Origin of the sequence: Nocardioides marmorisolisilvae, from assembly GCF_031656915.1 — a bacterium.
Classification (GTDB): domain Bacteria; phylum Actinomycetota; class Actinomycetes; order Propionibacteriales; family Nocardioidaceae; genus Marmoricola; species Marmoricola terrisoli.
In genome coordinates this window covers 3,754,819-3,777,396 of the sequence record NZ_CP134227.1, presented here as the reverse complement: position 1 = coordinate 3,777,396, position 22,578 = coordinate 3,754,819, and the positions used below count along the sequence as shown (strand labels likewise).

Genomic DNA, 22,578 nt, shown 5'->3' with positions numbered 1-22,578 from the left:
CCACGGGGTACCGGCGCGGTCCAGCCAGGGGCGAGCCGCCCCGGGCGGTCGAGGCCCTGGGAGGAGCTCACGATGATCCAGCCGCCGGAGGGAAACCTCAACGACAACATGATCGAGAACCGCGGCATGGAGCGGGTCAAGCAGGCCCGGGACACCTCGGTCGAAGGCCTCCCGGAGGAGGAGGGCGTCGACGACGCCGATCTTGAGGAGCGCATCGACAAGGACCCCGACGAGGAGCCCAACCAGACCGACGTCGAGGCGACGGACTCCAAGGACACCCAGGACGAGCCGAGCTGACCAAAGCCCTTCGGCGGTTTGCCTCCGACGGGCCCCGGGTACGGCGGCAGGAACCGCCGATCGCCCCCGAATCCATCCAGGAGGAGCAATGAGCACAGCAGCCGAGGAGCGCGCCCGGGCAGCCGAGCTGCCGGAGGGAGACGTCATCCGGATCCTGCTCGAGCAGCATGCCCGGATCCGCGACCTCTTCGCCGAGGTCCAGTCCGCCACCGACGCCCAGCACAAGTCCGAGACCTTCGACGAGCTGCGGGCCCTGCTGGCGATGCACGAGACCGCCGAGGAGATGGTGCTGCGTCCGGTCTCCAGCCAGTCCGCCGGCAAGGAGGTCACCGACGCCCGCAACGAGGAGGAGGCGGAGGCCAACAAGGTGCTCGTCGAGCTCGAGAAGCTCGACGTCAGCAGCCCCGACTTCGACCACCAGCTGGCCGAGTTCGAGAAGTCCGTCTCCGACCACGCGGAGGCCGAGGAGACCCAGGAGTTCCCCGAGGTGCTCTCGTCGGCCGACGAGAAGGCCCGCGTCCGGATGGGCACGATGCTCACCACCGCCGAGAAGACCGCTCCGACCCACCCGCACCCCAGCGCTGCGGGCTCCCCCACCGCGCAGTGGATCGCCGGGCCGTTCGCCTCGCTGCTCGACCACGCCAAGGACGCCCTGCAGAAGGCGGCCAGCTGAGCTGACCGCTCGGCGGCGGGACTCGCCACCCCCGCTCGGACCCCCGGTGGTGCCCGTGGTGGCACCATGCGGGGGTGGCAACCACCCTCGTCGTCGACGGCGCCAACGTGGTCGGGTCGCGCCCGGACGGTTGGTGGAAGGACCGAGCCGGCGCGGCCCGTCGGCTGCACGGACAGCTCTCGGTCGCGGACACGTCGTACGACGAGATCGTCTTGGTGCTCGAGGGTCAGGCGCGGGCCGGCGTACCCGCGGGCCGGGACGGCCACCTGGTCACCGTGCATGCCCCGCGCGACGGTGACTCCACGATCGTCGCGTGCTGCCGGGCAGCGGTCGAGCTGGGCCCAGCAGTGGTGATCACCGCCGACCGAGCCCTGCAGCAGCAGGTCGAGCTCGTCGGCGCCCGGGTGATGAGCCCCAGCTGGCTGCTCGACCTGCTCGACTGAGGAGCGAGCTCAGGCCTCGGGCCAGTCGGTCACGTCGGCGTAGCCGGGGTGCTTCTTCAGCCAGGACTGGACGTAGGGGCAGTGCGGGATGATCCGCAGGTCCCGCGCCCGGATGTCCGCGAGGGCGAAGGCGACCACGCGGCCGGCCAGCCCGCGGCCGCCGTACGCGTCATCGACCTCGGTGTGGATCAGGTCCACATGCGTCTCGTCGGGGACGGTGTACTGCACGAACCCGGCGACCGCGTTACCGTCGCGCACCTCGTAGCGGTGCCGTTCGGGCACGTGCACCAGGGTGATGCCGTCGTCTGTGTCGTCCGCACTCGTCACCGGCCCATCGTCGCTGCTGACGGCCGACGCGGCAAGTTGAGCGCTCAACCCGGAGGGCCTCGGGGCTCAGCGAAAGGCGGACTGGCCGGTGAGGGCCTGGCCGATCACCAGCTGGTGCACCTCGCTGGTGCCCTCGTAGGTGAGCACTGACTCGAGGTTGTTCGCGTGCCGCATGATCGGGAACTCCTGGGTGATCCCCGCGGCGCCCAGGATCGTGCGGCACTCCCGGGCGATCGCGATCGCCTCGCGGACGTTGTTCAGCTTGCCCAGGCTGACCTGCCGGGCGTCCAGCTGATCGGCGTCCTTGAGCCGGCCGAGGTGCAGCGCGAGCAGCATCCCCTTGCCGAGCTCGACGGTCATGTCAGCGAGCTTGGCCTGGGTGAGCTGGAACGCTGAGAGCGGACGGTCGAAGATCTCGCGCTCGCCGGCGTACTCGATCGCCACCTCGAGGCAGTCCCGGGCCGCTCCGAGGGCGCCGAACACGATCCCGAAGCGCGCCTCGTCCAGGCACGAGAGCGGTCCCGACAGGCCGACCGCCTCGGGGAGGACTGCCGAGCCGGGCAGCCGCACGTCCTCCAGCACCAGCTCGGAGGTGACCGAGGCACGCAGCGACAGCTTCCGCTTGATCTCCGGGGCCGAGAATCCAACGGTGTCGGTGGGTACGACGAAGCCACGGATCCGCCCGTCGTCCGCGTCGGTGCGTGCCCAGACGACCGCCACGTCGGCGACCGAGCCGTTGGTGATCCACATCTTGGTGCCGTTGAGTACCCAGCCGCCGCCGTCGCGTCGAGCGCTGGTCCGCATGCCGGCCGGGTTGGAGCCGAAGTCGGGCTCGGTCAGGCCGAAGCAGCCGATCGCCTCGCCGGTGGCCATCGGGGGGAGCCACTCCTGCTTCTGCTCCTCGCTGCCGTGCTTCCAGATCGCGAACATCGCCAGCGAACCCTGTACCGACACCAGCGAGCGCAGCCCGGAGTCACCGGCCTCGAGCTCCATGCAGGCCAGGCCGTATGCCGTGGCGGAGGTGCCCGCGCATCCGTACCCCTTCAGGTGCATCCCGAGGAGCCCCAGCCGGCCCAGCTCGCCGGCGAGCTCACGCGCGGGGATGGTGGCGTCGTCGTACCACTGCGCGAGGTGGGGCCGGACCTGCTCCGCGACGTACCGGCGCACCGTGTCCCGGATCGCGAGGTCGTCAGGGCCGACGAGGCTGTCGGTGGCGAAGAGCTCGAGCGGCTTGCGTGGCGAGGCCATGGAGGACTTCCGATCATTACCGAACGCTGTCAGTTGCCTTGCGTACCCTAACCTGACAGCGTTCGTTTCTGCAACCGTTGCGCTGCCTGGAGGCGCCATGCCACGCCCGACCGTCCCGAAGCTGGACCGGGATCTGATCCGGGACACCGCGTTGAGGTTGATCGACGAGCGCGGGTTGGAGGCGCTCTCGATGCGTGGGCTGGCCGAGGTGCTCGGGGTGCGAGCCCAGTCGCTCTACGGTCACTACCCGACCAAGGACGCGCTGCTCGACGCGGTCGCCAACCTGCTCACCCGGGACATCGACACCTCAGGGTTCGATGGCCACGACTGGGAGACGGGCCTGCTGGTCTGGGGTCGGTCCTACCGCGCCGCGCTCGGCGCGCATCCGCGGGCCGCTCCGATCATCGCCGCGGGAACCGGGGCCCGCCAGGACTTCCTTGCGATGGCAGACGCGGTGCACGGGGGTCTCGTCGGCGCCGGCTGGGCCCCGCGCACGGCGACGCTGATCTCGGGGTCGGTGAAGTACCTCGTCGTCGGCGCGGCGACCACCCCGTTCGCCAGCGGGTTCGCCGACGACACCGCGGTCTACCTCAACCGCTATCCCAACCTGGTCCAGGCGCATCGGATCGGCGAGCACGCCGAGCGCATCGACGAGGACAGCTTCGAGCTCGCGCTGACGAGCCTGGTCGCCGGGCTCCGCGAGCGACCGGACGCACCGCCGATCGCGGTAGCGTGACCGGTTGGCGGGCCACCGGGACCGCCGGAGGAATCTGGAGGCACCCGTGAGCACGGTCGCGACACCCGCTCCGCAGCGCGAGCAGCTCAGCCATCGGCGGATCCTGATCATCATCGGCGCACTGCTCTGCGGCATGCTGCTGGCGGCCCTCGACCAGACCATCGTGGCGACGGCGCTGCCGACCATCGCCGGAGACCTGCACGGGCTGTCGGAGCTGTCGTGGGTGGTGACGGCGTACATCCTCGCCTCCACTGCCTCGACGCCGCTGTGGGGCAAGCTCGGCGACCTCTACGGTCGCAAGACGTTCTTCCAGGCCGCCATCGTGATCTTCCTGATCGGGTCGGTGTTGTCCGGGATCAGCCAGTCGATGGTCGAGCTGATCGCCTTCCGCGCGATCCAGGGCATCGGTGGTGGCGGCCTGATGATCGGCGCCCAGGCCATCGTCGGCGACGTCGTCTCGCCGCGCGACCGCGGGCGCTACCAGGGGATCTTCGGCTCGGTGTTCGGGGTCAGCAGCGTGCTGGGCCCGCTGCTCGGCGGCTTCTTCGTCGACCATCTGTCCTGGCGCTGGGTCTTCTACATCAACCTCCCGATCGGGGCGGTGGCGTTGGTGGTGACCGCTGCGGTCCTGCCGGCGGCGACCGGACGCGTCTCCCACGTGATCGACTACCTGGGCACGGCGCTGCTGGCGGGGGCGGCCACGTCGCTGGTGCTGCTCACCACGCTGGGCGGTACGACGTACGCCTGGTCGTCCGCGCCGATCTTCACCCTTGCGGTCCTCGGCGTCGTCCTGATCGCGCTGTTCATCGTCGCCGAGCGCCGCGCCGTCGAGCCGGTGCTGCCGCTGCGGCTGTTCCGCAGTCGGGTCTTCACGGTGGCCAGTCTGGTCGGGTTCGTGGTCGGCTTCGCGATGTTCGGGGCGATCACCTACCTGCCGCAGTACATGCAGGTGGTCCGCGGCCAGAGCCCGACCGGCTCCGGCCTGCAGCTGCTGCCGCTGATGCTCGGCCTGCTGCTCACCTCGACGTTCACCGGCATCCTGATCACCAAGTGGGGCCGTTACAAGATCTTCCCGATCCTGGGTACCGCCGTGATGACCCTCGGCATGTGGCTGCTCTCGCACCTCGCCGTCGACACGCCCGCCTGGCAGTACACCCTGTTCATGTTCGTGCTGGGCATCGGCATCGGCGGTGTGATGCAGGTGCTGGTGATCGCGGTGCAGAACGTGGTGCCCTACCGCGACCTCGGGGTGGCCACGTCCGGCGCCACCTTCTTCCGCTCCATCGGCGGCTCCTTCGGCACGGCGGTGTTCGGCGCGATCTTCGCCAACCAGCTCACCGGCAACCTGGCTCACTACCTGGCCGGAACCCCGGTGCCACCCGGATTCAACGCCGAGGCCGGCGCCAGCCCGGCCGCGCTCGAGCAGCTGCCGCCTGCCGTGCACAACGGGTTCATCCACGCCTACGCGGCGTCACTGCACACGGTGTTCCTGGCGGCCGTGCCGATCGCCGCGATCGCGTTCCTGCTGACCTGGCTGCTCAAGGAGGTCCCGCTGCGCGAGACCGCGAGTGCGCCCGACCAGTCCCAGGCACTGGCTCCGACCGCGATGCCGGCAGGCGATGACGCGGCCGACGAGGTCGTCCGGGTGCTCTCGGTGCTGGCCAGCCGCGACGACCGCGAGCGGATCTATCGCGAGCTGGCCACCGAGGCGGGCCTCGACCTGGACCCCCGCTCGACGTGGATCCTCTACCGTCTCGACAGCCGGCGCGACGTGGACCTCGCCGAACTGGCCGCGCGGTTCGGATTCAGCCCGCCCCAGGTCGACGACCTGGCTGCGCCGCTGACCGCAGCCGGCCTGGTCACGAGGTCCGGCGAGGCCACCACGGTCACACCGGCCGGGCACGCCGCCATCGAACGGCTGGTCGCGGCGCGACGCGAACGGCTGGAGGGGCGCCTCGGCAGTTGGGCCGACGAGCACGACGCCCGGCTCACCGAGAAGCTGGACGAGCTCGCCCGTGATCTGCTCGACGACCCCGAGCGTCGTCATGCGCTGTTCGGCAGCGCGCAGCACTGAGCACCTGAGCGGGCTGGCAACTGCTGCCATAGGACAGTCCTGCACCGGCCGCTACCGTCGGTGGTCATGAGCGCTCCGCTGGACGGCATCACCGTCGTCGACCTCACCCGGGCCCTGGCCGGCCCCCAGGCAGGAATGATGCTCGGCGACATGGGCGCGCGGGTGATCAAGGTCGAGACGCCGTACGGTGGCGACGACACCCGCGGTTGGGGACCGCCCTTCCTCGGGGAGGGCGATGCGCGCGAGTCGACGTACTTCATGTCCTGCAACCGCAACAAGGAGTCGATCACCCTCGATCTGAAGGACCCCGACGACAAGGCGCTGCTCGAGGAGCTGGTCCGCCGCGCCGACGTGCTGATGGAGAACTTCCGGGTCGGCGTCCTGGACCGGCTCGGCTTCGACGTGGCCCGGTTGCACGAGCTCAATCCCCGGCTGGTGATCCTGTCGGTGTCCGGGTTCGGTCATGACGGACCGGAGGCGCAGCGGGCGGGCTACGACCAGATCGCCCAGGGCGAGGGCGGGCTGATGAGCGTGACCGGCTCCGATCCTGACCAGCCCACCAAGGTGGGGGTCCCGATCGCCGACCTGCTCACCGGGATGAACGGGGCCTTCGGCGTGGTGGCCGCCCTCTACGAGCGGGAGCGCACCGGACGGGGCCGGGTCATCCGCACCTCCCTGCTGGCCGGCGTCGTCGGGGTGCACGCCTTCCAGGGCACCCGCTGGACCGTCGCCGGAGAGGTGCCGACGATGTCGGGCGCACACCACGCGGCGATCGCGCCCTACGGGCTGTTCCACACCGCCACCGCTCCGGTCCAGCTCGCCTGCGGCTCGGAGGCGCTGTGGCGCGCGCTGGCCGGCGCGCTCGGACTCGACACCACCGACCCGCGGTTCGCCAGCAACGCCGATCGGGTGCGGCACCGCGACGACCTGGTCGTGGGGATCGAGGCCGTCTTCGCCACCGCTCCCGCCGAGCATTGGCTCGCGCTGCTCGACGAGGCCGGCGTCCCCGCCGGCAAGGTGCGCACGATCGACGACGTCTACGCCTGGGAGCAGACCCGCTCACAGGGCCTGCTGATCGAGGTCGAGCACGCGACGCTGGGCGCGCTGTCGCTCCCGGGGCCGGTGCTGCGGCTCGATGACAACGCATACGCCGGCGGCCGCGTCGACAACCTGCCGCCGCCAACCCTGGGCCAGCACAACGAGTCGGTCCGGGCCTGGCTGGCTGGCGACTGACCCGGTCGACGTGCTGCGCGGGGCTACATTCGAGGCATGGTCGTCCCACCGCAGCGCGGCTGCGTGCCCATCGAGGTGGAGAGCATCTCGCTGCACCGCGAGCACCGTCCGCCGCGGCGACCCGCCCGAGCCCGGCAGGACAGGTGGTTCGGATCGTGGGTCCGGGCAGTGGTGCGGGCCGCAGCGGGACGGTCGCGGACCTGAGCGGGCCCCGCACTATTGAGGGCGGTCCCGCTCGGATCCAGGAGCGAACCGGGTAGGCCCGCACCTTGTCCCGTCCAGGCGGTCCAGGCGCTCGTTCCTCGTCGGTCCTCGACCGCGTCCGCCGGACGTCAGCCGAGGTCGACGATCGCGGCGACCGGACCGCCGCCGTCCGGGCCCTGGTGCGCGGCCGACACCGACACGAACACCGCCGGATCGCCGGTGACCGCGGCGGTGACGCCGCCGACACAGGCCTTGATCTGGCGGTGCCAATGCACGTCGGAGTCGTCCAGCATCGCGTTGCGGCGACCGCGGACCTGGCCGTCCTGGGAGGCCTCGCACTTGAGGAACACGTTGACCAGCCGGCCGTCGAGGTCCTCGGTCCGCGGCCGCTCGGGGAGGTCGAGGCCGGCGGAGCGGATCGCCTCCCAGATGCCGTCGGCGTCGAGCGCGTCCTTCATCACCGAGTGGCCGATCCGGTAGCGGCCGCCGACGCCGGGGGCGTTGCCGACCACGACCACCTGCGCCCGATCGAGCTCCACGCCCGAGGAGCAGGAGGCCACCGAGGAGTACAGCGACCGGTCGCGCAGCACGTCCTCGTCCTTCGGCATGTCGATCTCGCCCAGCGCCACCGCGATGCCGAGCGCCGTACCGCCGTTGGAGACGTCCATCGAGGTCAGCGTGTCCTCGGTGAAGACGTCGTGCCCTCGGCTCTTCGCGTCCCGGATGGTGTCGATGGTGAGCAGCGGGGTCTTGGTCTGCACATAATGCACCTCCGCGGGGTCGGTGATGCCGGCCCGCTCCATCGCGACCTTCACCGCGTCGGCCACCTTGGTGATCATCGCCGTCCGGCCGATGTCCTCGGGCAGCAGTTGCTCGCTCATTGCGAACCCGACGGTCAGCCGCGGCTCGTCGGTGGGCTCGACGTCGCCCTCGGGGACGGTGGCGAAGATCGTCGCGTGCGGGCTGATCACGCCGTCCGTCCCGCCGGACCAGACGATCGGGACCTCCTTGACCTTCTCGGGGTCGGCGCCCTTCTCGACGAGCACCTCCCGGAAGGCCCGGTCGGCGATGATCCGGGTGTAGTCGTTCACCCCACCGTTGCCCTCGGTCTTGCCGATGATCGCGATCACCCGGTCAGCGGCCATCACCCGGTCGTCGATCAGCTTCGCAAGCTCGCTCGCGTCCGAGACGGAGTGCAACGGGATCTTGCGAACTTCGATGGCAGAGGGCATGACGTTCCTTTCGGCAGGTGTTGACTAGTCGGGTACGACGCGGGTGCCGGCGCGGCCCTCGACCGCGTCGGCGATATGGGCCAGGGACGTGATCACCCCGGGCCGGTGGGCCCGCTCGGCGAACCGGGTGACCGCCTCGACCTTCGGCCCCATCGACCCGGCCGGAAAGTGCTGTTCGGCGGCGATCCTGCGCATCTCGGCTGCGGTGACCTCGCCGATCGGCCGGGCGTGGTCGGTGCCGTAGCCGGTGACCGCGGCCTCCACGTCGGTGGCGATCACCAGCACGTCGGCGGTGACGTGTGCTGCGATCAGGGCTGCGGTGAGGTCCTTGTCGATGACCGCCTCGACGCCGGCCAGGGTGCCGTCGGCCCGGCGTACCGTCGGGATCCCGCCGCCGCCGGAGCAGACCACCACGAAGCCGTCGCCCAGCAGCCGGTCGGCGGCCGGTGCGTCCAGGCACTCCCGTGGCTCGGGTGAGGCGACCACGCGGCGCCACCCCTTGCCCTCGACCTCGACGAAGCGCTGCCCGTGGTCGATGAGGACCTGAGCGTCCTCGCGGGACAGGTGCCGTCCGATCGGCTTGGTCGGGTTGTCGAAGCCTGGGTCGTCGACGTCGACCAACGTGCGCGAGACCAGCGTCGCCGTGCGCTTGTCGACGCCGCGCACGGCGAGTGCGGCGTCGAGCGCGTCCATCACGGTCACCCCGATCGTCGCCTGCGTCGATGCATCGCACCAGTCGAGTGGGACCGGCGGCACCTCGGCGGCGGCAAGCTCGTTCTTCAGCAGCAGGTTGCCGACCTGCGGTCCGTTGCCGTGGGTGAGGAGTACGTCGTGGCCGGCCGCGACCAGGTCCGCGACGTGCTCGCAGGCCTCGGCGATCGCAACCTGCTGGTCCTCGACCCGCGCCCGGCCGTCCTTCGAGGTCATCGCGTTCCCACCCAGAGCGATGACGATGCGCATGCCCTCGAATCTAGGTGCCCAGCCCCGCGCAGGCATGAGCAACAGCCACCAACCCCGGTGACCGACCACGGCAATTTCTGCCAACCGCCGTTCACCGGGCAGACGGCCCGCGGAGAGCTCAGACGAAGTCCACCGCGGCCGCCGAGGCCCCGCCCGAGAGCCGTGCATATCCGGGCCCACGGTCGAAGAACGCGTCCGCGGGACCAGGCCGACGGGATCGCTCGGTGGCGGTAGCGGCCTCGTCGTACGCCAGAGTGTCGTCCGCCACCGACCCGGTCAGCACCACGCCGTAGTCCGTGAGCGCCGACTCAGCAGAGACCTTGCGCCACACCACGTCGCGAACGACGAGGGCGGGATCGCGCGCGAGCGCATCGCCCCACCCTCCCCCGCCGGTCGTGCGGATCCGGATCACCTCGCCCGCCCGGACCGGCTCGGCGTCGGCCAGCGCGTCGACCTCGCGCTCCGCGGGGCCACCCGGGTCGACCGTCACCTGGAACGGCCGACCCGCGCGGCCACCTCGGACCCCCCAGCAGGACAAGATCGACCGATCCGCGATCGACATGAAGTGGGCGTCCTTCAACATCCGGATCTGCTTCTCGTAGCCCAGCCCGCCGCGGAACTGCCCCGGGCCGCCGGAGTCGAGGGCAAGCGACAGGCTCTCCACGACGAACGGGAACCGTGCCTCGGTGAACTCGGTGGGCAGGTTGCGCGAGTCGGGAACGACATGGATGGTGTCCTCGCCGTCGGCGTAGTGCCGTCCGCCCGAGCCGCCGCCGAGCACCTCGCGCATCAGGTAGGGCCGGCCGTCGAGGTCCTCGCCGTACACCCCGGTGTAGCGGATGGTCTCCTGGTCCGCTGGCATCCGACCGTCGACCGCCTTGGCGAGCACGCCGGAGAGCACGCCCAGCAGCCGCAGGATCACGAACGTGCGCGCGTTGGTGGGGGCCGGGAAGACCGGAGTGAGCAACGTGCCCGGAGGCGGGAAGCGCATCTCGATCAGGGGTACCACGCCCTCGTTGACGTCGAGCTCGGCCATCCGCTCCGGGGTCTCGGCCAGGTTGCGCAGGATCGGGGCCAGCCACTTCTTCAAGAAGACGCCGTCGGAGTAGTCGCCACAGTGGTTGATCGGTCCCTTGGCCTGCGGCCCGGTGCCGTCGAAGTCGATCACCAGCCGCTCGCCCTCGGGGTCGTCGGCGGCGGTCCGGGTCAGGGTGATCCGCTGCGTGTGCAGCATCGGCTCGTCGACGCCGTCATGCTCGGCGTAGTCCTCCCACACCCAGCTGCCCACCGGGATCCGCCCGAGGATCTCGCGCCGGTAGGTCTGTGTGGTGCGATCGATGATCGCGTCGAAGCAGGACTCCACCGCCGCGACGCCGTACCGGTCGAAGAGCTCACCCAGCCGCCCGGCACCCATCAGACAGGCCGAGCACTCGGCGTCGAGGTCCGCGGCCAGCGACTCCGGCATCCGGCTGTTGCGGGTCATGATCGCGAGCGCGCTGCGGTTCGGCACGCCGGCGTCCCACAGCTTGATCGGCGGGACCATCAGGCCCTCCTCGAAGACGCTGGTGGCGGCCGACGGCATCGAGCCGGGTACGGCGCCGCCGATGTCATCGTGGTGTCCGAAGGCCTGCACGAAGGCCACCACCGTGGCGTCCGAGAAGACGGGGACGGTCACGCACAGGTCGGGCAGGTGTCCGATCCCGCCCTCGGACCGGTAGACGTCGTTATGGAAGAACACATCGCCGGGGCGCATCTGGTCGATCGGGAAGTCTCGTGCGACCGGGTGCACCAGCGCGGAGTAGGAACGCCCGGTGAGCTTGCGCAGCAACCGGTCGTGGATCCCGGCGCGGAAGTCGTGGGCGTCGCGGATCATCGGGCTCCGACTGGTGCGGGCGATGGCGGTCTCGACCTCGAGCTCGACACTGGCGAGCGACCCCTGGACGATCTCGACGAGCACCGGGTCGGCGCTCGCGCCGGCGTCGTCGGTCAGCGTCCCGAAGGGGAACTGGGTGGGTGCGCGCTCGCTCATTGCTCGCTCCTCGTCACGACCAGGTTCAGCCAGTCGTCGACCCGGGCGGTGAATCCGGGATGGATGGGCACCGTCGAGCCGAACTCCTCGATCACCGCAGGCCCGGACACGACCGTGCCGGGACCGAGGGCGGCTCGCCAGTGCACAGGCGTGTCGACGTACCCGGCAGCGGCGTCGAAGCAGACCGGCCGCGAGCCGGTGCTCGGCACGGCCCCCGCGGCCACCTGGCGAGGAGCAGCGCGGATCTCCGGGCGCTGGATCGGGCCGATCCCCGACACGCGCAGGTTGACCCACTCCACCTGCTGGCTCGGGTCGCCGGCGAAGTCGTAGCCGTAGAGTGCCCGGTGCTCGGCATGGAATCGCTTGCCGACCTCGCCCAGCAACCCGTCGTCCACCGGCCCGTCGGGGATCGGCACCCGCACCTCGAAGGCCTGACCGAAGTAGCGCAGGTCGGCCGTCCTCGCGAACTCGTGCTGGTCGGCGGCGAACCCCTCCGCGACCAGCGCTGCGGCGGCTCGCTCGGTGAGCGCGCCGAGGATCTCGGCGACCTCGACCGGATCGAGCACGCTCGCCAGCCGCACGTGGGTCTGCACGTAGTCGCTGCGGACATCCACCGTCAGCAGCCCGAACGCGGAGACGTTGCCCGGGTTCGGCGGCACCAGCACCCGCGGCACCCCGAGGACGTCCATCAGCCGGCAGAGCAGCAGCGAACCCGAGCCGCCGAATGTAGTCAGCGTGAAGTCGCGTACGTCGAGGCCACGCTTGACCGTCACCTGTCGCAATGCGTTCGCCTGGTTCCAGGCAGAGATCTCCAGCACGCCGGTGGCACAGGCCTCCGCGGAGAGCCCGAGCCGCTCCGCCAGAGCCTCCACGCCCTGGCGGGCGGCGGGCACGTCCAGCGGGATCTCACCGCCGAGGAGATGGGGTGGGATCCGGCCCAGCACGACGTGGGCGTCGGTGACGGTGACCTCGGTGCCCCCGTGCCGGTAACAGATCGGTCCCGGCTCGGCACCGGCCGACTGCGGGCCGACCTTGAGGCTGCCCTCGGGCGAGAGCCATGCGATCGAGCCACCGCCGGCCCCGACCGTGACCACGTCGATCATCGGGATCTTGCTGGGGTAGGCGCCCACGCTGCCCTCGGTGGTGAGCGTGGGCTGGCCGTCGATCACCACGGACACGTCGGTCGAGGTGCCACCGCCGTCGCTGGTGAGCACCCGGTCGAACCCGGCCACCCGGGCGATCAGGGCGGCGCCCAGGGCCCCGGCAGCGGGGCCGGAGAGCACCGTGGTGATCGGCTGGTGCACGACCTCCTCCGCGGAGAGCACCCCGCCGTTGGACTTCATCACGTGGAAGGGCACCGGACCGGCCTCGCCGGTGAGGTGGTCGAGCCGCTCGCGGATGCCGGCGACGTACCGCGACAGCCGAGGCTTGACGGCGGCGTCGACCAGGGTGGTCATCGCGCGCTCGTACTCGCGATACTCCCGCAGCACCTCGCTGCTCAGGCTGACCACCGCGTCCGGGTGCTCCTCGGCCAGCACGGCCCGCATCGCCAGCTCGTGCGCGGGGTTCGCGTAGGCGTGCAGGAAACAGACACCGAGCGTGTCGATCCCGCGGTCCCGGAACCAGCGCGCGACGGTGCGGGCTCCGTCCTCGTCGAACGGTCGAAGCTCTGCGCCGGTGAAGTCGAGGCGGCCGTCGACGCCGCGGACCAGGTCGCGCGGGACGATCCGGTCCGGCTTCACCCAGAAGTAGGAGTTGCCGTAGCCGTCCGGCACCGACTGGCGCGCGATCTCGAGCATCGCCTCGTAGCCGGTGTTGGTGATGAAGCCGAGCCGGCCCACCTTCCCCTCGAGCAGCTGGTTGGTGGCGACGGTGGTGCCGTGGCTGACGGCGACCAGGTCGGCGGCCGTGGCGCCGCCGCCATCCACTGCGAGGAGCGCGAGCACCTTCTCGACCCCGGCCATGAAGCCGTCCGCCGGGTCTGCCGGTGTCGACGGCGTCTTGGTGGTGACCAGCGCGCCGGTGTCCTCGTCGAGCGCGACCACGTCGGTGAAGGTGCCGCCGGTGTCGATGCCGATCCGGATCCGCCGCTGGCCCGCCATGGCCCCGATTCAACCGGCCGCGGTCGGACCGGACGACGGCACAAGTTGCCGACACCACCCGCTCTCCACGGCAAGTCTTGACTCCGGAGGTCAGCGCGCCGACTCGAAGGCAGCCGCGACCTCGAGCAGGAACCGGTCGGCGCCGTGCGGCGCGACGACCTGGATCCCGACCGGCAGGCCCTCGGGCGTGGTCCCGGCCGGCACGGAGATCGCCGGGCAGCCCGTGACCGTGATGAAGTACGCCGATCGCATCCAGTCCAGGTACGTCTCCATCGGCTGCCCGTTGATCTCGGCCGGATACTCCTGGTCGGCCGGGAACGGCGGCACTTGCGACGTGGGCAGCACCAGCAGGTCATGCGAGGCGAAGAACACCCGCATCGTGTCGGCGAGCGCGGTGCGCTGTGCGTAGGCGCGGGCGACGTCCGCGCCGGTGAGCGACTCCCCGGCCCGGATGTTGTCGGCGAGCGACTGCTTGAAGTCGTCGGGCCGCTCGGCGAGCAGCGCGCCGAAGCTGGCCTGGAAGAGCCACGCCCGCAAGGTGCGGAACGTGTCCTCGGCGAGCGCCAGGTCGGGTGCGGCGCCGGTGACCCGGGCGCCCGCAGCGGCGAACACGGCCCCACTCGCCTCGACCACGGCAGCGACCCGGTCGTCGACGACCAGCTGTCCGTCCAGGGTGGGGGCGAGCGCGACCCGCAGCCCGGCGAGGCTGCCGACGAGCGGCGGGGCGAACGCCGAGCCGGGATCGGCGAGCGCGTGCGGGGTGCGCGGGTCCGGCCCGGCCATCACCGACAGCAGCAGCGCGACGTCGCCGACGTTGCGGGCCAGCGGACCGCTCACCGCAGTGGTCTCCCAGTGGTTGCCGGTCGGCCACGACGGCACCCGGCCGAGCGACGGCCGGAAACCGACGACCCCGCAGAAGGATGCCGGGTTGCGCAGCGATCCGCCCATGTCGGAGCCGTCCGCGAGCGGCACCATCCCGGCCGCCAGCGCACAGGCCGCGCCGCCGCTGGAGCCGCCGGCCGACCGGGTCGGGTCGACCGGGTTCAGCGTGGTGCCGAACACCCGGTTGAAGGTGTGCGACCCGGCCGCGAACTCAGGCACGTTACTGCGGCCGACGACCACCACGCCGGCGCGACGTACCCGCTCCACGACGAGCTCGTCAGCATCGGGCACGTGGTCGGCGAAGATCGGCGAGCCGTACGTCGTCCGCCAGCCGGCGACGTCGTGGGTGTCCTTGAAGGCGAACGGCAGACCGTGGAGCGGACCGACCTCCCCGCCGGCGACCAGCGCCTTGTCGGCCGCGGTCGCCGCGGCCCGGGCACGGTCCTCGTCGAGCGAGACGAGCGCGTTGAGCTGCGGGTTGCGTGCGACGATCCTCGCCAGGTGCAGGTCGAGCAGCTCGCGCGCGGAGATCCGACGAGCCCGCAGTGCCGCCACCATCGCGCGGGCCGTCGAGTCGACGGAGAGATCCGGCACGGCTACTTCCGCCGGCCGAACAACGAGCCGGCGGCGACCCCGAGCAGCACCAGGCCGGCGCCGAGCGCGACTCCCTTGAGGAAGCTGTCCTGATCGAGGCCGGCCCCCGCCCTGGGTGATGCGGTGAACACCTCAGGCGCCGTCGCGGCTAGGCCCTCGACCGGCTCCTCGTGCGCCGGCACCCCGTTGATCGCCCGCTCGATATTGCTGAAGAACTCGGTCGCCATCCGCCTGCTCACCGACGTCAGCATCCGCTGGCCGACGCCACCGACCATGCCGCCGACGACCGCGTCGGCGTCGTAGAGCAGCGTGGTGGTGCCGTCGCGGTTGTCCTCGAAGCGGACATCGACCTTCGCCCCGATCGTGCCGGGCGCACCCGCGCCCTGCACCGACAGCACCAGCGACTCCCGCTCGGCGAGGTCGCTCAGCGCGCACGTCCCCGAGTAGGTGCCCCGGATCGCGGCGACCCCGGCCGTCACGGTCATGTCATAGGTGTTCTCCCCGGTCTGCTCCAGCCGCTCGCAGCCCGGAATGGTGGCGACCAGGACCCGCGGGTCCAAGATCGCCTCCCAGACCCGCTCCACCGGTGCGACCAAGGTCGCCTCTCCGCCGATCTTCATGGCCTGTCCTTCCCTGCTGTCTCGACGATCGGTCCCCCGGCGATCGGCCCCTCGGCGATCGGCCCCTCAACGCCCTCACCGATCGGCCCCTCGACGACCGTCCCCTCGCCGATCGGCCCCTCGACGACCGTCCCCTCGCCGACCGGTCCCTGAGCTTGTCGAAGGGCGAAGAGCTCCGACGGTGAGATCGGCATCGAGGTGATGGTCAGGCCACCACCGCCGCCGCGCTCGGCGTCCTCGATCGCGGACGCGAAGACCGCCGCGGACGGGATCACGCCGGCCTCGCCGGCGCCCTTGATGCCCAACGGGTTCAAGGGCGAGGGCGTCTCGAGATGGTCGATCTCGATCGACTCGGGCACCTCGGTCACGTAGGGCATCAGGAAGTCCATGAACGAGGCGTTGAGCAGCTGCCCGGCGTCGTCGTAGACCATCCGCTCGTAGAGCGCTCCGCCCACGCCCTGCGCCACGCCGCCGTGGATCTGGCCCTCGACGATCATCGGGTTGATCAGATGGCCGCAGTCGTGCACGACGGCGTACCGCAGGATCCGGATCTCGGCGGTGTCCGGATCGGTCTCGACCACGACGGAGTGCATGCCGGACGCGAACGTCGACCGCTCGGGCGAGTAGAAGTCCCGGCCCTCCAGCCCCGGCTCGTCGTCCTCGGCCACCGGGGGCTTGCCCGGGTCGCCGACGGTGAACTGGGTGGCCAGCGCGGACTTCTCGTCGAAGGCATAGCGCAGCGGGTTGGACAGCACCGCGATCGTGCCCAGGTCGATGGTGGCGCCCGGCGAGCCCTTGACGCCGATCACTCCGTCGACGATCTCGAGGTCATCGACCGACGCCTCGAGGGCATCCGCGGCGATCCGCAGCGCCTTCTCCCGGACCTTCCCGGCAGCAAGGTGCACCGCCGAGCCGCTCATCACCGCAGCGCGGGAGGCGAAGGTGCCCACGGCGTACGGCATCCGACGGGTGTCCCCGGTGGTGACCTCGACGTCCTCCAACGGCACGCCGAGCGCGTCGGCGACGATCTGGGCGAACGCGGTCTGGTGCCCCTGCCCCTGCGTGGTCAGCCCGGTGGCGACCTTGACCTTGCCGGAGGTCTCGACATGGATGTGCGCGCCCTCGTAGGGACCGACGCCGGTTCCCTCGACGTAGCAGGCCAGGCCGATCCCGACCCGTCGACCTTGTGCCGCCATGTCGGCGCGGAAGGCCTCGAACTCGTCCCAGCCGACCAGGGCCTTGATCTTGGCCAACGACGCCGGGTAGTCGCCGGAGTCGTACTCCAGCTCGCGGCCGTCCTGGAAGATCAGCCCCTGGTCGTAGGGGAACTCGTCGGGCTGGATGAAGTTGGCGGCCCTGACGTCGGCGCGATCCTTGCCCAGGTACGTCGCGATCGCGTCCATGGTCCGCTCCATCACGAAGCAGCCCTGCGGACGACCCGCGCCGCGGTACGGCGTCACCATCACGGTGTTGGTGTAGAGCGACTCGAAGACCACGTGGTAGTTCTGCGGCTTGTAGGGACCGAGCAGCTGGGTCGAGGTGATGATCGGCACGATCAGCCCGTACGGCGTGTAGGCGCCATGGTCGTGCCAGAAGGTGACGTCCAGGCCGAGCAACCGGCCGTCGTCGTCGAATCCGACCTCGACGTGGTGCACCTGCGCCCGCTCGTGGGCGGCCGAGACGAAGTGCTCGCGCCGGTCCTCGACGAACTTCACCGGGCGCCCCAGCACGCGGGCGGCCAGCGGGACCAGCACCTCCTCGGGCCAGGGATGGTTGATCTTCACCCCGAAGCCGCCGCCGACGTCGGGAGTGATGACGTCCACGCTGCCCAGGTCGAGCCCGAGCTTGGCCGCCACCGCGGCCCGCACGCCGGTCGAGGTCTGGGTGGAGCTCCACACCTGGAGTCGCCCCTGGTCGGGATCCCAGCGGGCGACCACACCGCGCCCCTCGAGCGGCATGCTGGCGCTGCGCTCGACGGTCAGGTCGAGCTCGAGCCGGTGCGGCGCGGCCGCGATCGCTCCGGCCGCGTCGCCGGTGCCCTGCTCGAGTCGCGCCCCGATGTTCCCGGGTACGTCGTCGTGGACCAGGTGCTCAGCGGCACGCGACGCCTCGATGCCGACCACCGGTGGCAGGAACTCGTAGTCGACCCGGATCAGCGAGAGTGCATCCTCCGCGAGGTAGCGGTCGTCGGCGACCACGAAGGCGATCGCCTCGCCGACGTGGTTGACCTCGTCTCGGGCCAGGGCGTACTGGGTGCGGCCGTGGGTGAGCGCAGGGTGCGGGATCAGCAGCGGCAGCGGCTCGGCGAGCGGTGCGGAGGTCTGCGCCGCCATCTCGACGAGGTCGTCGTAGGTCCAGACCGCATGCACGCCGTCGAGGTCGAGCACCGCCTCGACGTCGATGTCGCGGATCCGCGCGTGCGCGTGCGGGCTGCGCAGCACCGCCGCGTGCAGCGTGCCGGCCTGCGGCCCGACCGCGAGGTCGTCGACGTAGCGGCCGGCACCCCGCAGCAGCCGGTCGTCCTCGACGCGCTGGACCTTGGCGCCGAACAGCTTGGTGGTCACGGCGCGACCCCCTCGGCCGGTCCCTGAGCCTGTCGAAGGGCGGCCGCGCGCTGCACGGCGGCCACGATGTTCTGGTAGCCGGTGCAGCGGCAGAGATTGCCCGCCACGATCTCGCGGGCCTCCTCCCGGCTCGGGTCGGGGTTGGCCGCGAGGCCGGCCGTGACCGTGGTCAGGAAGCCGGGCGTGCAGAACCCGCACTGCAGCCCGTGGCACTCCTTGAAGGCCTGCTGCACCGGGCCGAGACTGCCGTCGTCGTTGGTCAGTCCCTCAACGGTGGTGATCTCGGCATCGATCGCCGAGACCGCGAACATCAGGCAGCTGCGCACCGGCGTCCCGTCCAGCAGCACGGTGCAGGCCCCACAGACCCCGTGCTCGCAGCCGACGTGGGTGCCGGTCAGACCGAGGTCGTGACGCAGCGCGTCCGAGAGCAGCCGCCGCGCGGGCACCCGGACGTCGTACGACGTGCCGTTGACCCGCAGCCGGACTGCGTGCAGTTCCTCGCTCACGGGTCCACCCTCCCTCGTGCCCTGGCGTCGTCGTACGCCGCGCGCACCGCCCGGCTGGTCAGCACCCGGACGAGCTGGGCCCGGTAGGCGGCCGTCGCATGGATGTCGTCTTGTGGGTCGAGCACAGCCAGAGCGGCCTCCCCCGCTCGCCCGAGCGCGTCCGAGTCGACCGTGCCGCCGAGCGCGACGGTCAGGTCCACGGCGGTGGGCACCTCCGCGACCGAGAGGTACCCGGCCCGGGCGTCGACCACCCGGTCACCGTCGAGCCGCATCGTGACCGCAATCCCGCACAACGCGTAGTCACCGTTGCGTCGGGCGACCTCATCGAAGGCGACCCCGCCTCCGGCGGGCAGTGCGGGGAAGAACGCCTCGACCGCGATCTCGTCGTGCGCCAGGGTCGACTCCATCGGTCCGGCGAACAGGTCGCCTGCCGCGATCGTCCGCCGCCCCGACGTGGAGGCGACCGTCAGCGTGCCGCCGAGGACCAGGAGCACGGCGGGGAGCTCGGCCGCGGGGTCGGCGTGGACCAGCGAGCCCACCGTGGTGCCGCGGTTGCGGATCGTCGGATGCGCGACCTTGGCCACGGCCAGGCACAGCAGCGGCTGCACCTGGGCCGCCTGCACGCAGGCCAGCACCTGGCTGTGCCGAGACAGGGCCCCGACCCGCACGCCGTCCGTGCCCACCCGCACCTGGTCGAGGTCGGGCAGCCCATTGATGTCCACCAGCATCGACGGTGCGGCGAGCCGCATGGAGAGCAGCGGCACCAGGCTCTGGCCGCCCGCCAGCACCTTGGCCTCCGGGTCGTCCGCCAACGCCTGCAGCGCCGCGCCCAGGTCGGCAGGCCTGCAGTAGCGGAAGGGTGCTGGTTTCACGATGCCTTTCTACGTGGCCTGTCCAGGTGCCTGGTCATCCCGGCCGCCCCGCACGAACCGCTGGGCAGCCTGGATCCGGGCGCACTCCTACACCGAGGCCGGAGCCGGATCGTCGTCGCCGGACCGCCGACCCTCGTGGGTGGGAGGGATGTCGCCGAACGATGCCAGTGCGGGCGACGGGCCGCCGGTGCGTCTGACGTTGACGAGGTGGTAGAACGCGATCACCACGATCGTGCCCAGGGCGATGCCTCCGAGCTCGAAGCTGTGGGTGATCTTCAGCGAGACGTTGCCGATGCCCGCGATCAGTCCGGCGGCAAGCGGCGCCATGTTCAACGGGTCGGCGAAGCTGACCCCGTTGTCGACCCAGATCTTGGCGCCGATCAGGCCGATCATGCCGTAGAGCACGACCGTGATGCCGCCGAGCACGCCGCCCGGGATCGCGTTCACGACCACGCCGAACTTCGGGCACAGCCCCAGGATGATCGCCACGAAGGCGGCCACGTAATAGGCCGCCGTGGAGTAGATCCGGGTCGCCGACATCACTCCGATGTTCTCGGCGTACGTCGTGGTGGGCGATGCGCCGAAGGTGCTGGCCAGGGCGGTGGCGATGCCGTCTGCCGCCAGCGCGCGGCCCATGTAGGGGTCGAGGTCCTCGCCGGTCATCTCGGCGACCGCGCGGACGTGGCCGGTGTTCTCGGCGATCAGCGCGATCACCGCCGGCAGGATCAGCAGGACGAAGGTCAGCGAGATGCTGGGTCCGTGCACCGCCGGGACTCCGTCCCTGAGATGCATTGACGGCAGGCCGATCCACTTGGCCTGGGACAGCCCGGAGAGGTCGATCCGGTCGTGGGTGGTGACCTTGTTCGCCGCGGCGCTGAACGAGGTGATCTTGCCGAACACCTCATCGGAGAACCAGGAGATCAGGTAGCCGAACACCAGGCCCAGGAAGACCGAGATCCGTGCCCAGAAGCCGGGGAAGCGGACCGTCGCGAAGACGACGAACGCGGCCACCATCAGCGCGATCCACTGGTCCTGGGGCCAGTACACGTTGGCGACGACGGGCGCCAGGTTGAAGCCGATGAGCATCACCACCGCACCGGTCACGGCCGGCGGCAGGACCTTCTTCAGCACGTTGGCGCCCGCGAAGTGCACCAGGACACCGACCAGCGCGAGCACCAGGCCCGACACGAGGATCGCGCCGGTGACATCGGCGGAGTCACCGCCTTGGAGCCGGATGGCCGTGACGCCGGCGACGAAGGAGCCGCTGGTGCCCAGGTAGCTGGGCACGTGGCCCTTGACGACCAGAAGGAACAGGATCGTGCAGATGCCCGAGAAGAGGATGGCCAGGTTGGGATCCAGGCCCATCACGATCGGGAAGACGAAGGTCGCGCCGAACATCGCGACCACGTGCTGGGCGCCGAGGCCGATCGTGCGGCCCCAGCTCAACCGCTCATGCGGACCGACCGCCTTGCCCGGCGGTGGCGTCTTGCCTCCGTAGACAACATCCCACTTGAACATCCCTGACATTGCGGGTCCTCCCTGCGTCTGGTCACACGCGTCCATGTGCCCGAGGTGGCCTCAAGATAGTGACGCCGCTCACAGCGGTACGACGGCGAGAGGTGCCTAAGGATGCCGAGGAGGGCTGGCAAGGGTTGTCTGCGCGCCGTCAGCCGCGCGGCCCGGTCACCTCAAGTGCCTTGAGGGCGACCGCGACGTCGAGGCGCAGGTTGGGGTCGGTCCCGAGCGGGCCGAGGAGCCGCTCGAGCTTGCCGACCCGGTAACGCATCGTGTTGTAGTGGAAGAACTGGGTCCGGGAGGCCTCGGCGACGTTGAAGTTCGTGTCCAGCAGCACCTGCAGCGTGTGTCGCAGCGTCGCGGCCTCCTCGGTGTCGCCGGCAAGGTCGCCGAGCACGTCGGTCACGAACGCCTCCAGCTCGCTGGTGTCGGGCACCATCGCCAGCAGCCGGTGCAGACCCAGCTGGTCGAACCACGTGGTCGAGCCGTGCCCGTGTACCCGGCGTCCGACGTCGACCGCGCGGCGTGCCTGGGCGTAGGCCTCGGGATAGCCGCCCACGCCGTCGACCACCCGGCTCACCCCGACCGAGAACGACCGTCGGCCGCCGCCCTTGTCGCCGGCTACGTCGTGCACCACCCGGCGCACCACGCTGTCCGCGTCGGCGCCGCCGGCCGGGAGCACCGCCACCACCTCCGAGCTGAAGTCCGCGGTGGGACTGGTCGGATCCACCGTCGCGACCACCTGCCGCCAGGCCGCGGCGAACCGCTCCTGCCACTGCCGACGCTGCTGCTCGCCGGCCGGCTCCTCGTCGGGCGGCTGCGGGTCGATCTGGGCGGACAGCACCACCATCGGTCGGGCGAGCACCCAGCCGAAGTCGGCGGCATGCTCGAGGACGAACTCGCCGCCGCCGGCACGACCCAGGAGGACGTCACGCAGGAAGTCGCCGCGGTACTTGTGCTCCACCGCCGAGACCGCCCGCTCACGGGTGATCCACAGCGCGACCACCGTCGCCGACCTCTCCAGGGCGCGCACGTCCGCGGTCGTCAGCGGGCTGCGCGGGCTCACCGCGAGCATCCGGGCCAGATCGTTTCCCGGCGCCCGCACGGGAAGCAGCCGAGCCTCGCCCTTGCCCAGGGCCCGCGGCTCGCCGAGCCGCTCGACCCGGAGCCGTCCGGTCTCGTCCACCAGGTGGGCACTCGCCAGCCGGTCGCGCAGGGCGTCGTCGAGCGCCGCGGCCCGCTCCCGGCCGTCGGTGGAGGTGAGCACCACCCCGACCCCGAGGGTGTCGGCGAGCTCGGCCAGGATCCGACCCACGTCCTCGCCGGCGAGCACCATCTCGGCCAGCCCGTCGTGCAAAGCGTAGGCGTCGTCGGTTATCAACTCTTGTGCCTGCTTCCCGCCGATGTTGGCAATCCTCACCATCGGCTGACCGTAGCCCAATGGTTAGCGTGTGTCTCCTGAAGGCG

At 71.1% G+C, this 22,578-nt stretch carries 20 protein-coding genes; 7 read left to right on the top strand and 13 right to left on the bottom strand.

The features are described 5' to 3' along the window. Positions 1-72: 72 nt before the first annotated feature. The 3 genes from Q9R13_RS18080 to Q9R13_RS18070 all read left to right on the top strand — a co-directional run bounded on the left by Q9R13_RS18080 (position 73) and on the right by Q9R13_RS18070 (position 1,413). Positions 73-297 carry a hypothetical protein gene (locus Q9R13_RS18080; protein ID WP_310962561.1) on the top strand — a complete coding sequence of 75 codons (225 nt, stop codon included), beginning with the start codon at positions 73-75 and terminating at the stop codon, positions 295-297. An 88-nt stretch (positions 298-385) separates the two neighbouring features. Then, on the top strand, positions 386-970 hold the full coding sequence (locus Q9R13_RS18075) for a hemerythrin domain-containing protein (protein ID WP_310962560.1): 585 nt from the start codon (positions 386-388) through the stop codon (positions 968-970). Between the two features lie 74 nt (positions 971-1,044). Continuing rightward, a complete protein-coding gene (locus Q9R13_RS18070; RefSeq protein ID WP_310962559.1) occupies positions 1,045-1,413 on the top strand; it encodes a hypothetical protein in 369 nt (122 codons plus the stop codon). A 9-nt stretch (positions 1,414-1,422) separates the two neighbouring features. Here Q9R13_RS18070 and Q9R13_RS18065 read toward each other — a convergent pair whose 3' ends face one another. Further along, positions 1,423-1,740 carry a GNAT family N-acetyltransferase gene (locus Q9R13_RS18065; RefSeq protein WP_310962558.1) on the bottom strand — a complete coding sequence of 106 codons (318 nt, stop codon included), beginning with the start codon at positions 1,738-1,740 and terminating at the stop codon, positions 1,423-1,425. Positions 1,741-1,806: 66 nt separating this feature from the next. Continuing rightward, entirely contained in the window at positions 1,807-2,988 is a 1,182-nt protein-coding gene (locus Q9R13_RS18060) for an acyl-CoA dehydrogenase family protein (protein WP_310962557.1), read from the bottom strand. A 97-nt stretch (positions 2,989-3,085) separates the two neighbouring features. Between Q9R13_RS18060 and Q9R13_RS18055 the strand changes: the two genes are divergently transcribed. The 4 genes from Q9R13_RS18055 (at position 3,086) to Q9R13_RS18040 (ending at position 7,235) form a co-directional block, all read left to right on the top strand. Continuing rightward, positions 3,086-3,724: a TetR/AcrR family transcriptional regulator gene (locus Q9R13_RS18055; RefSeq protein WP_310962556.1), complete on the top strand. Its 639-nt coding sequence runs from the start codon at positions 3,086-3,088 to the stop codon at positions 3,722-3,724. Between the two features lie 46 nt (positions 3,725-3,770). Further along, positions 3,771-5,798, top strand: a complete 2,028-nt coding sequence (locus tag Q9R13_RS18050) for an MFS transporter (protein ID WP_310962555.1) — start codon at positions 3,771-3,773, stop codon at positions 5,796-5,798. Positions 5,799-5,864: 66 nt separating this feature from the next. After that, positions 5,865-7,031 carry a CaiB/BaiF CoA transferase family protein gene (locus Q9R13_RS18045; RefSeq protein ID WP_310962554.1) on the top strand — a complete coding sequence of 389 codons (1,167 nt, stop codon included), beginning with the start codon at positions 5,865-5,867 and terminating at the stop codon, positions 7,029-7,031. A 36-nt stretch (positions 7,032-7,067) separates the two neighbouring features. Then, positions 7,068-7,235, top strand: a complete 168-nt coding sequence (locus Q9R13_RS18040; protein ID WP_310962553.1) for a hypothetical protein — start codon at positions 7,068-7,070, stop codon at positions 7,233-7,235. Positions 7,236-7,363: 128 nt separating this feature from the next. On the opposite strand, the gene bar is transcribed toward Q9R13_RS18040, so the two are convergent. From bar to Q9R13_RS17985, 11 genes are all read right to left on the bottom strand, one after another. Further along, a complete protein-coding gene (gene bar / locus Q9R13_RS18035) occupies positions 7,364-8,467 on the bottom strand; it encodes a barbiturase (RefSeq protein WP_310962552.1) in 1,104 nt (367 codons plus the stop codon). A gap of 24 nt (positions 8,468-8,491) precedes the next feature. Further along, entirely contained in the window at positions 8,492-9,427 is a 936-nt protein-coding gene (locus Q9R13_RS18030; protein ID WP_310962551.1) for a carbamate kinase, read from the bottom strand. A 118-nt stretch (positions 9,428-9,545) separates the two neighbouring features. Further along, complete coding sequence (locus Q9R13_RS18025; RefSeq protein ID WP_310962550.1) at positions 9,546-11,456, bottom strand: hydantoinase B/oxoprolinase family protein; 1,911 nt, start codon at positions 11,454-11,456, stop codon at positions 9,546-9,548. After that, a complete protein-coding gene (locus Q9R13_RS18020) occupies positions 11,453-13,558 on the bottom strand; it encodes a hydantoinase/oxoprolinase family protein (RefSeq protein ID WP_310962549.1) in 2,106 nt (701 codons plus the stop codon). The genes Q9R13_RS18025 and Q9R13_RS18020 overlap by 4 nt, the downstream gene beginning before the upstream one ends. Positions 13,559-13,648: 90 nt before the next feature. Continuing rightward, complete coding sequence (locus Q9R13_RS18015) at positions 13,649-15,034, bottom strand: amidase (protein ID WP_310962548.1); 1,386 nt, start codon at positions 15,032-15,034, stop codon at positions 13,649-13,651. A 2-nt stretch (positions 15,035-15,036) separates the two neighbouring features. Beyond that, a complete protein-coding gene (locus Q9R13_RS18010; RefSeq protein WP_310962547.1) occupies positions 15,037-15,654 on the bottom strand; it encodes an SRPBCC family protein in 618 nt (205 codons plus the stop codon). Beyond that, positions 15,651-18,218 carry an aerobic carbon-monoxide dehydrogenase large subunit gene (gene cutA, locus Q9R13_RS18005; protein WP_310962546.1) on the bottom strand — a complete coding sequence of 856 codons (2,568 nt, stop codon included), beginning with the start codon at positions 18,216-18,218 and terminating at the stop codon, positions 15,651-15,653. The genes Q9R13_RS18010 and cutA overlap by 4 nt, the downstream gene beginning before the upstream one ends. Further along, a complete protein-coding gene (locus Q9R13_RS18000) occupies positions 18,215-18,724 on the bottom strand; it encodes a (2Fe-2S)-binding protein (RefSeq protein WP_310962545.1) in 510 nt (169 codons plus the stop codon). Before Q9R13_RS18000 ends, cutA begins: the two co-directional genes overlap by 4 nt. Then, the gene (locus Q9R13_RS17995; RefSeq protein ID WP_310962544.1) at positions 18,721-19,596 is read right to left on the bottom strand and encodes an FAD binding domain-containing protein; all 876 of its coding nucleotides are present in this window, start codon (positions 19,594-19,596) and stop codon (positions 18,721-18,723) included. The genes Q9R13_RS18000 and Q9R13_RS17995 overlap by 4 nt, the downstream gene beginning before the upstream one ends. 87 nt (positions 19,597-19,683) lie before the next feature. Continuing rightward, the gene (locus tag Q9R13_RS17990) at positions 19,684-21,114 is read right to left on the bottom strand and encodes a uracil-xanthine permease family protein (RefSeq protein ID WP_310965117.1); all 1,431 of its coding nucleotides are present in this window, start codon (positions 21,112-21,114) and stop codon (positions 19,684-19,686) included. Between the two features lie 148 nt (positions 21,115-21,262). After that, positions 21,263-22,534 (bottom strand): PucR family transcriptional regulator, encoded by a 1,272-nt coding sequence (locus Q9R13_RS17985; protein WP_310962543.1) that lies wholly within the window; start codon positions 22,532-22,534, stop codon positions 21,263-21,265. Positions 22,535-22,578 lie beyond the last annotated feature (44 nt).

Coding starts and splice junctions, on each gene's coding strand:
- Q9R13_RS17985 (WP_310962543.1), bottom strand. CDS start 22,534: ATGGTGAGGATTGCCAACATCGGCGGGAAGCAGGCACAAGAGTTGATA.
- Q9R13_RS18075 (WP_310962560.1), top strand. CDS start 386: ATGAGCACAGCAGCCGAGGAGCGCGCCCGGGCAGCCGAGCTGCCGGAG.
- Q9R13_RS18060 (WP_310962557.1), bottom strand. CDS start 2,988: ATGGCCTCGCCACGCAAGCCGCTCGAGCTCTTCGCCACCGACAGCCTC.
- Q9R13_RS18045 (WP_310962554.1), top strand. CDS start 5,865: ATGAGCGCTCCGCTGGACGGCATCACCGTCGTCGACCTCACCCGGGCC.
- Q9R13_RS18040 (WP_310962553.1), top strand. CDS start 7,068: ATGGTCGTCCCACCGCAGCGCGGCTGCGTGCCCATCGAGGTGGAGAGC.
- Q9R13_RS18010 (WP_310962547.1), bottom strand. CDS start 15,654: ATGAAGATCGGCGGAGAGGCGACCTTGGTCGCACCGGTGGAGCGGGTC.
- Q9R13_RS18080 (WP_310962561.1), top strand. CDS start 73: ATGATCCAGCCGCCGGAGGGAAACCTCAACGACAACATGATCGAGAAC.
- Q9R13_RS18025 (WP_310962550.1), bottom strand. CDS start 11,456: ATGAGCGAGCGCGCACCCACCCAGTTCCCCTTCGGGACGCTGACCGAC.
- Q9R13_RS18055 (WP_310962556.1), top strand. CDS start 3,086: ATGCCACGCCCGACCGTCCCGAAGCTGGACCGGGATCTGATCCGGGAC.
- Q9R13_RS18020 (WP_310962549.1), bottom strand. CDS start 13,558: ATGGCGGGCCAGCGGCGGATCCGGATCGGCATCGACACCGGCGGCACC.
- bar (WP_310962552.1), bottom strand. CDS start 8,467: ATGCCCTCTGCCATCGAAGTTCGCAAGATCCCGTTGCACTCCGTCTCG.
- Q9R13_RS18030 (WP_310962551.1), bottom strand. CDS start 9,427: ATGCGCATCGTCATCGCTCTGGGTGGGAACGCGATGACCTCGAAGGAC.
- Q9R13_RS17990 (WP_310965117.1), bottom strand. CDS start 21,114: ATGTTCAAGTGGGATGTTGTCTACGGAGGCAAGACGCCACCGCCGGGC.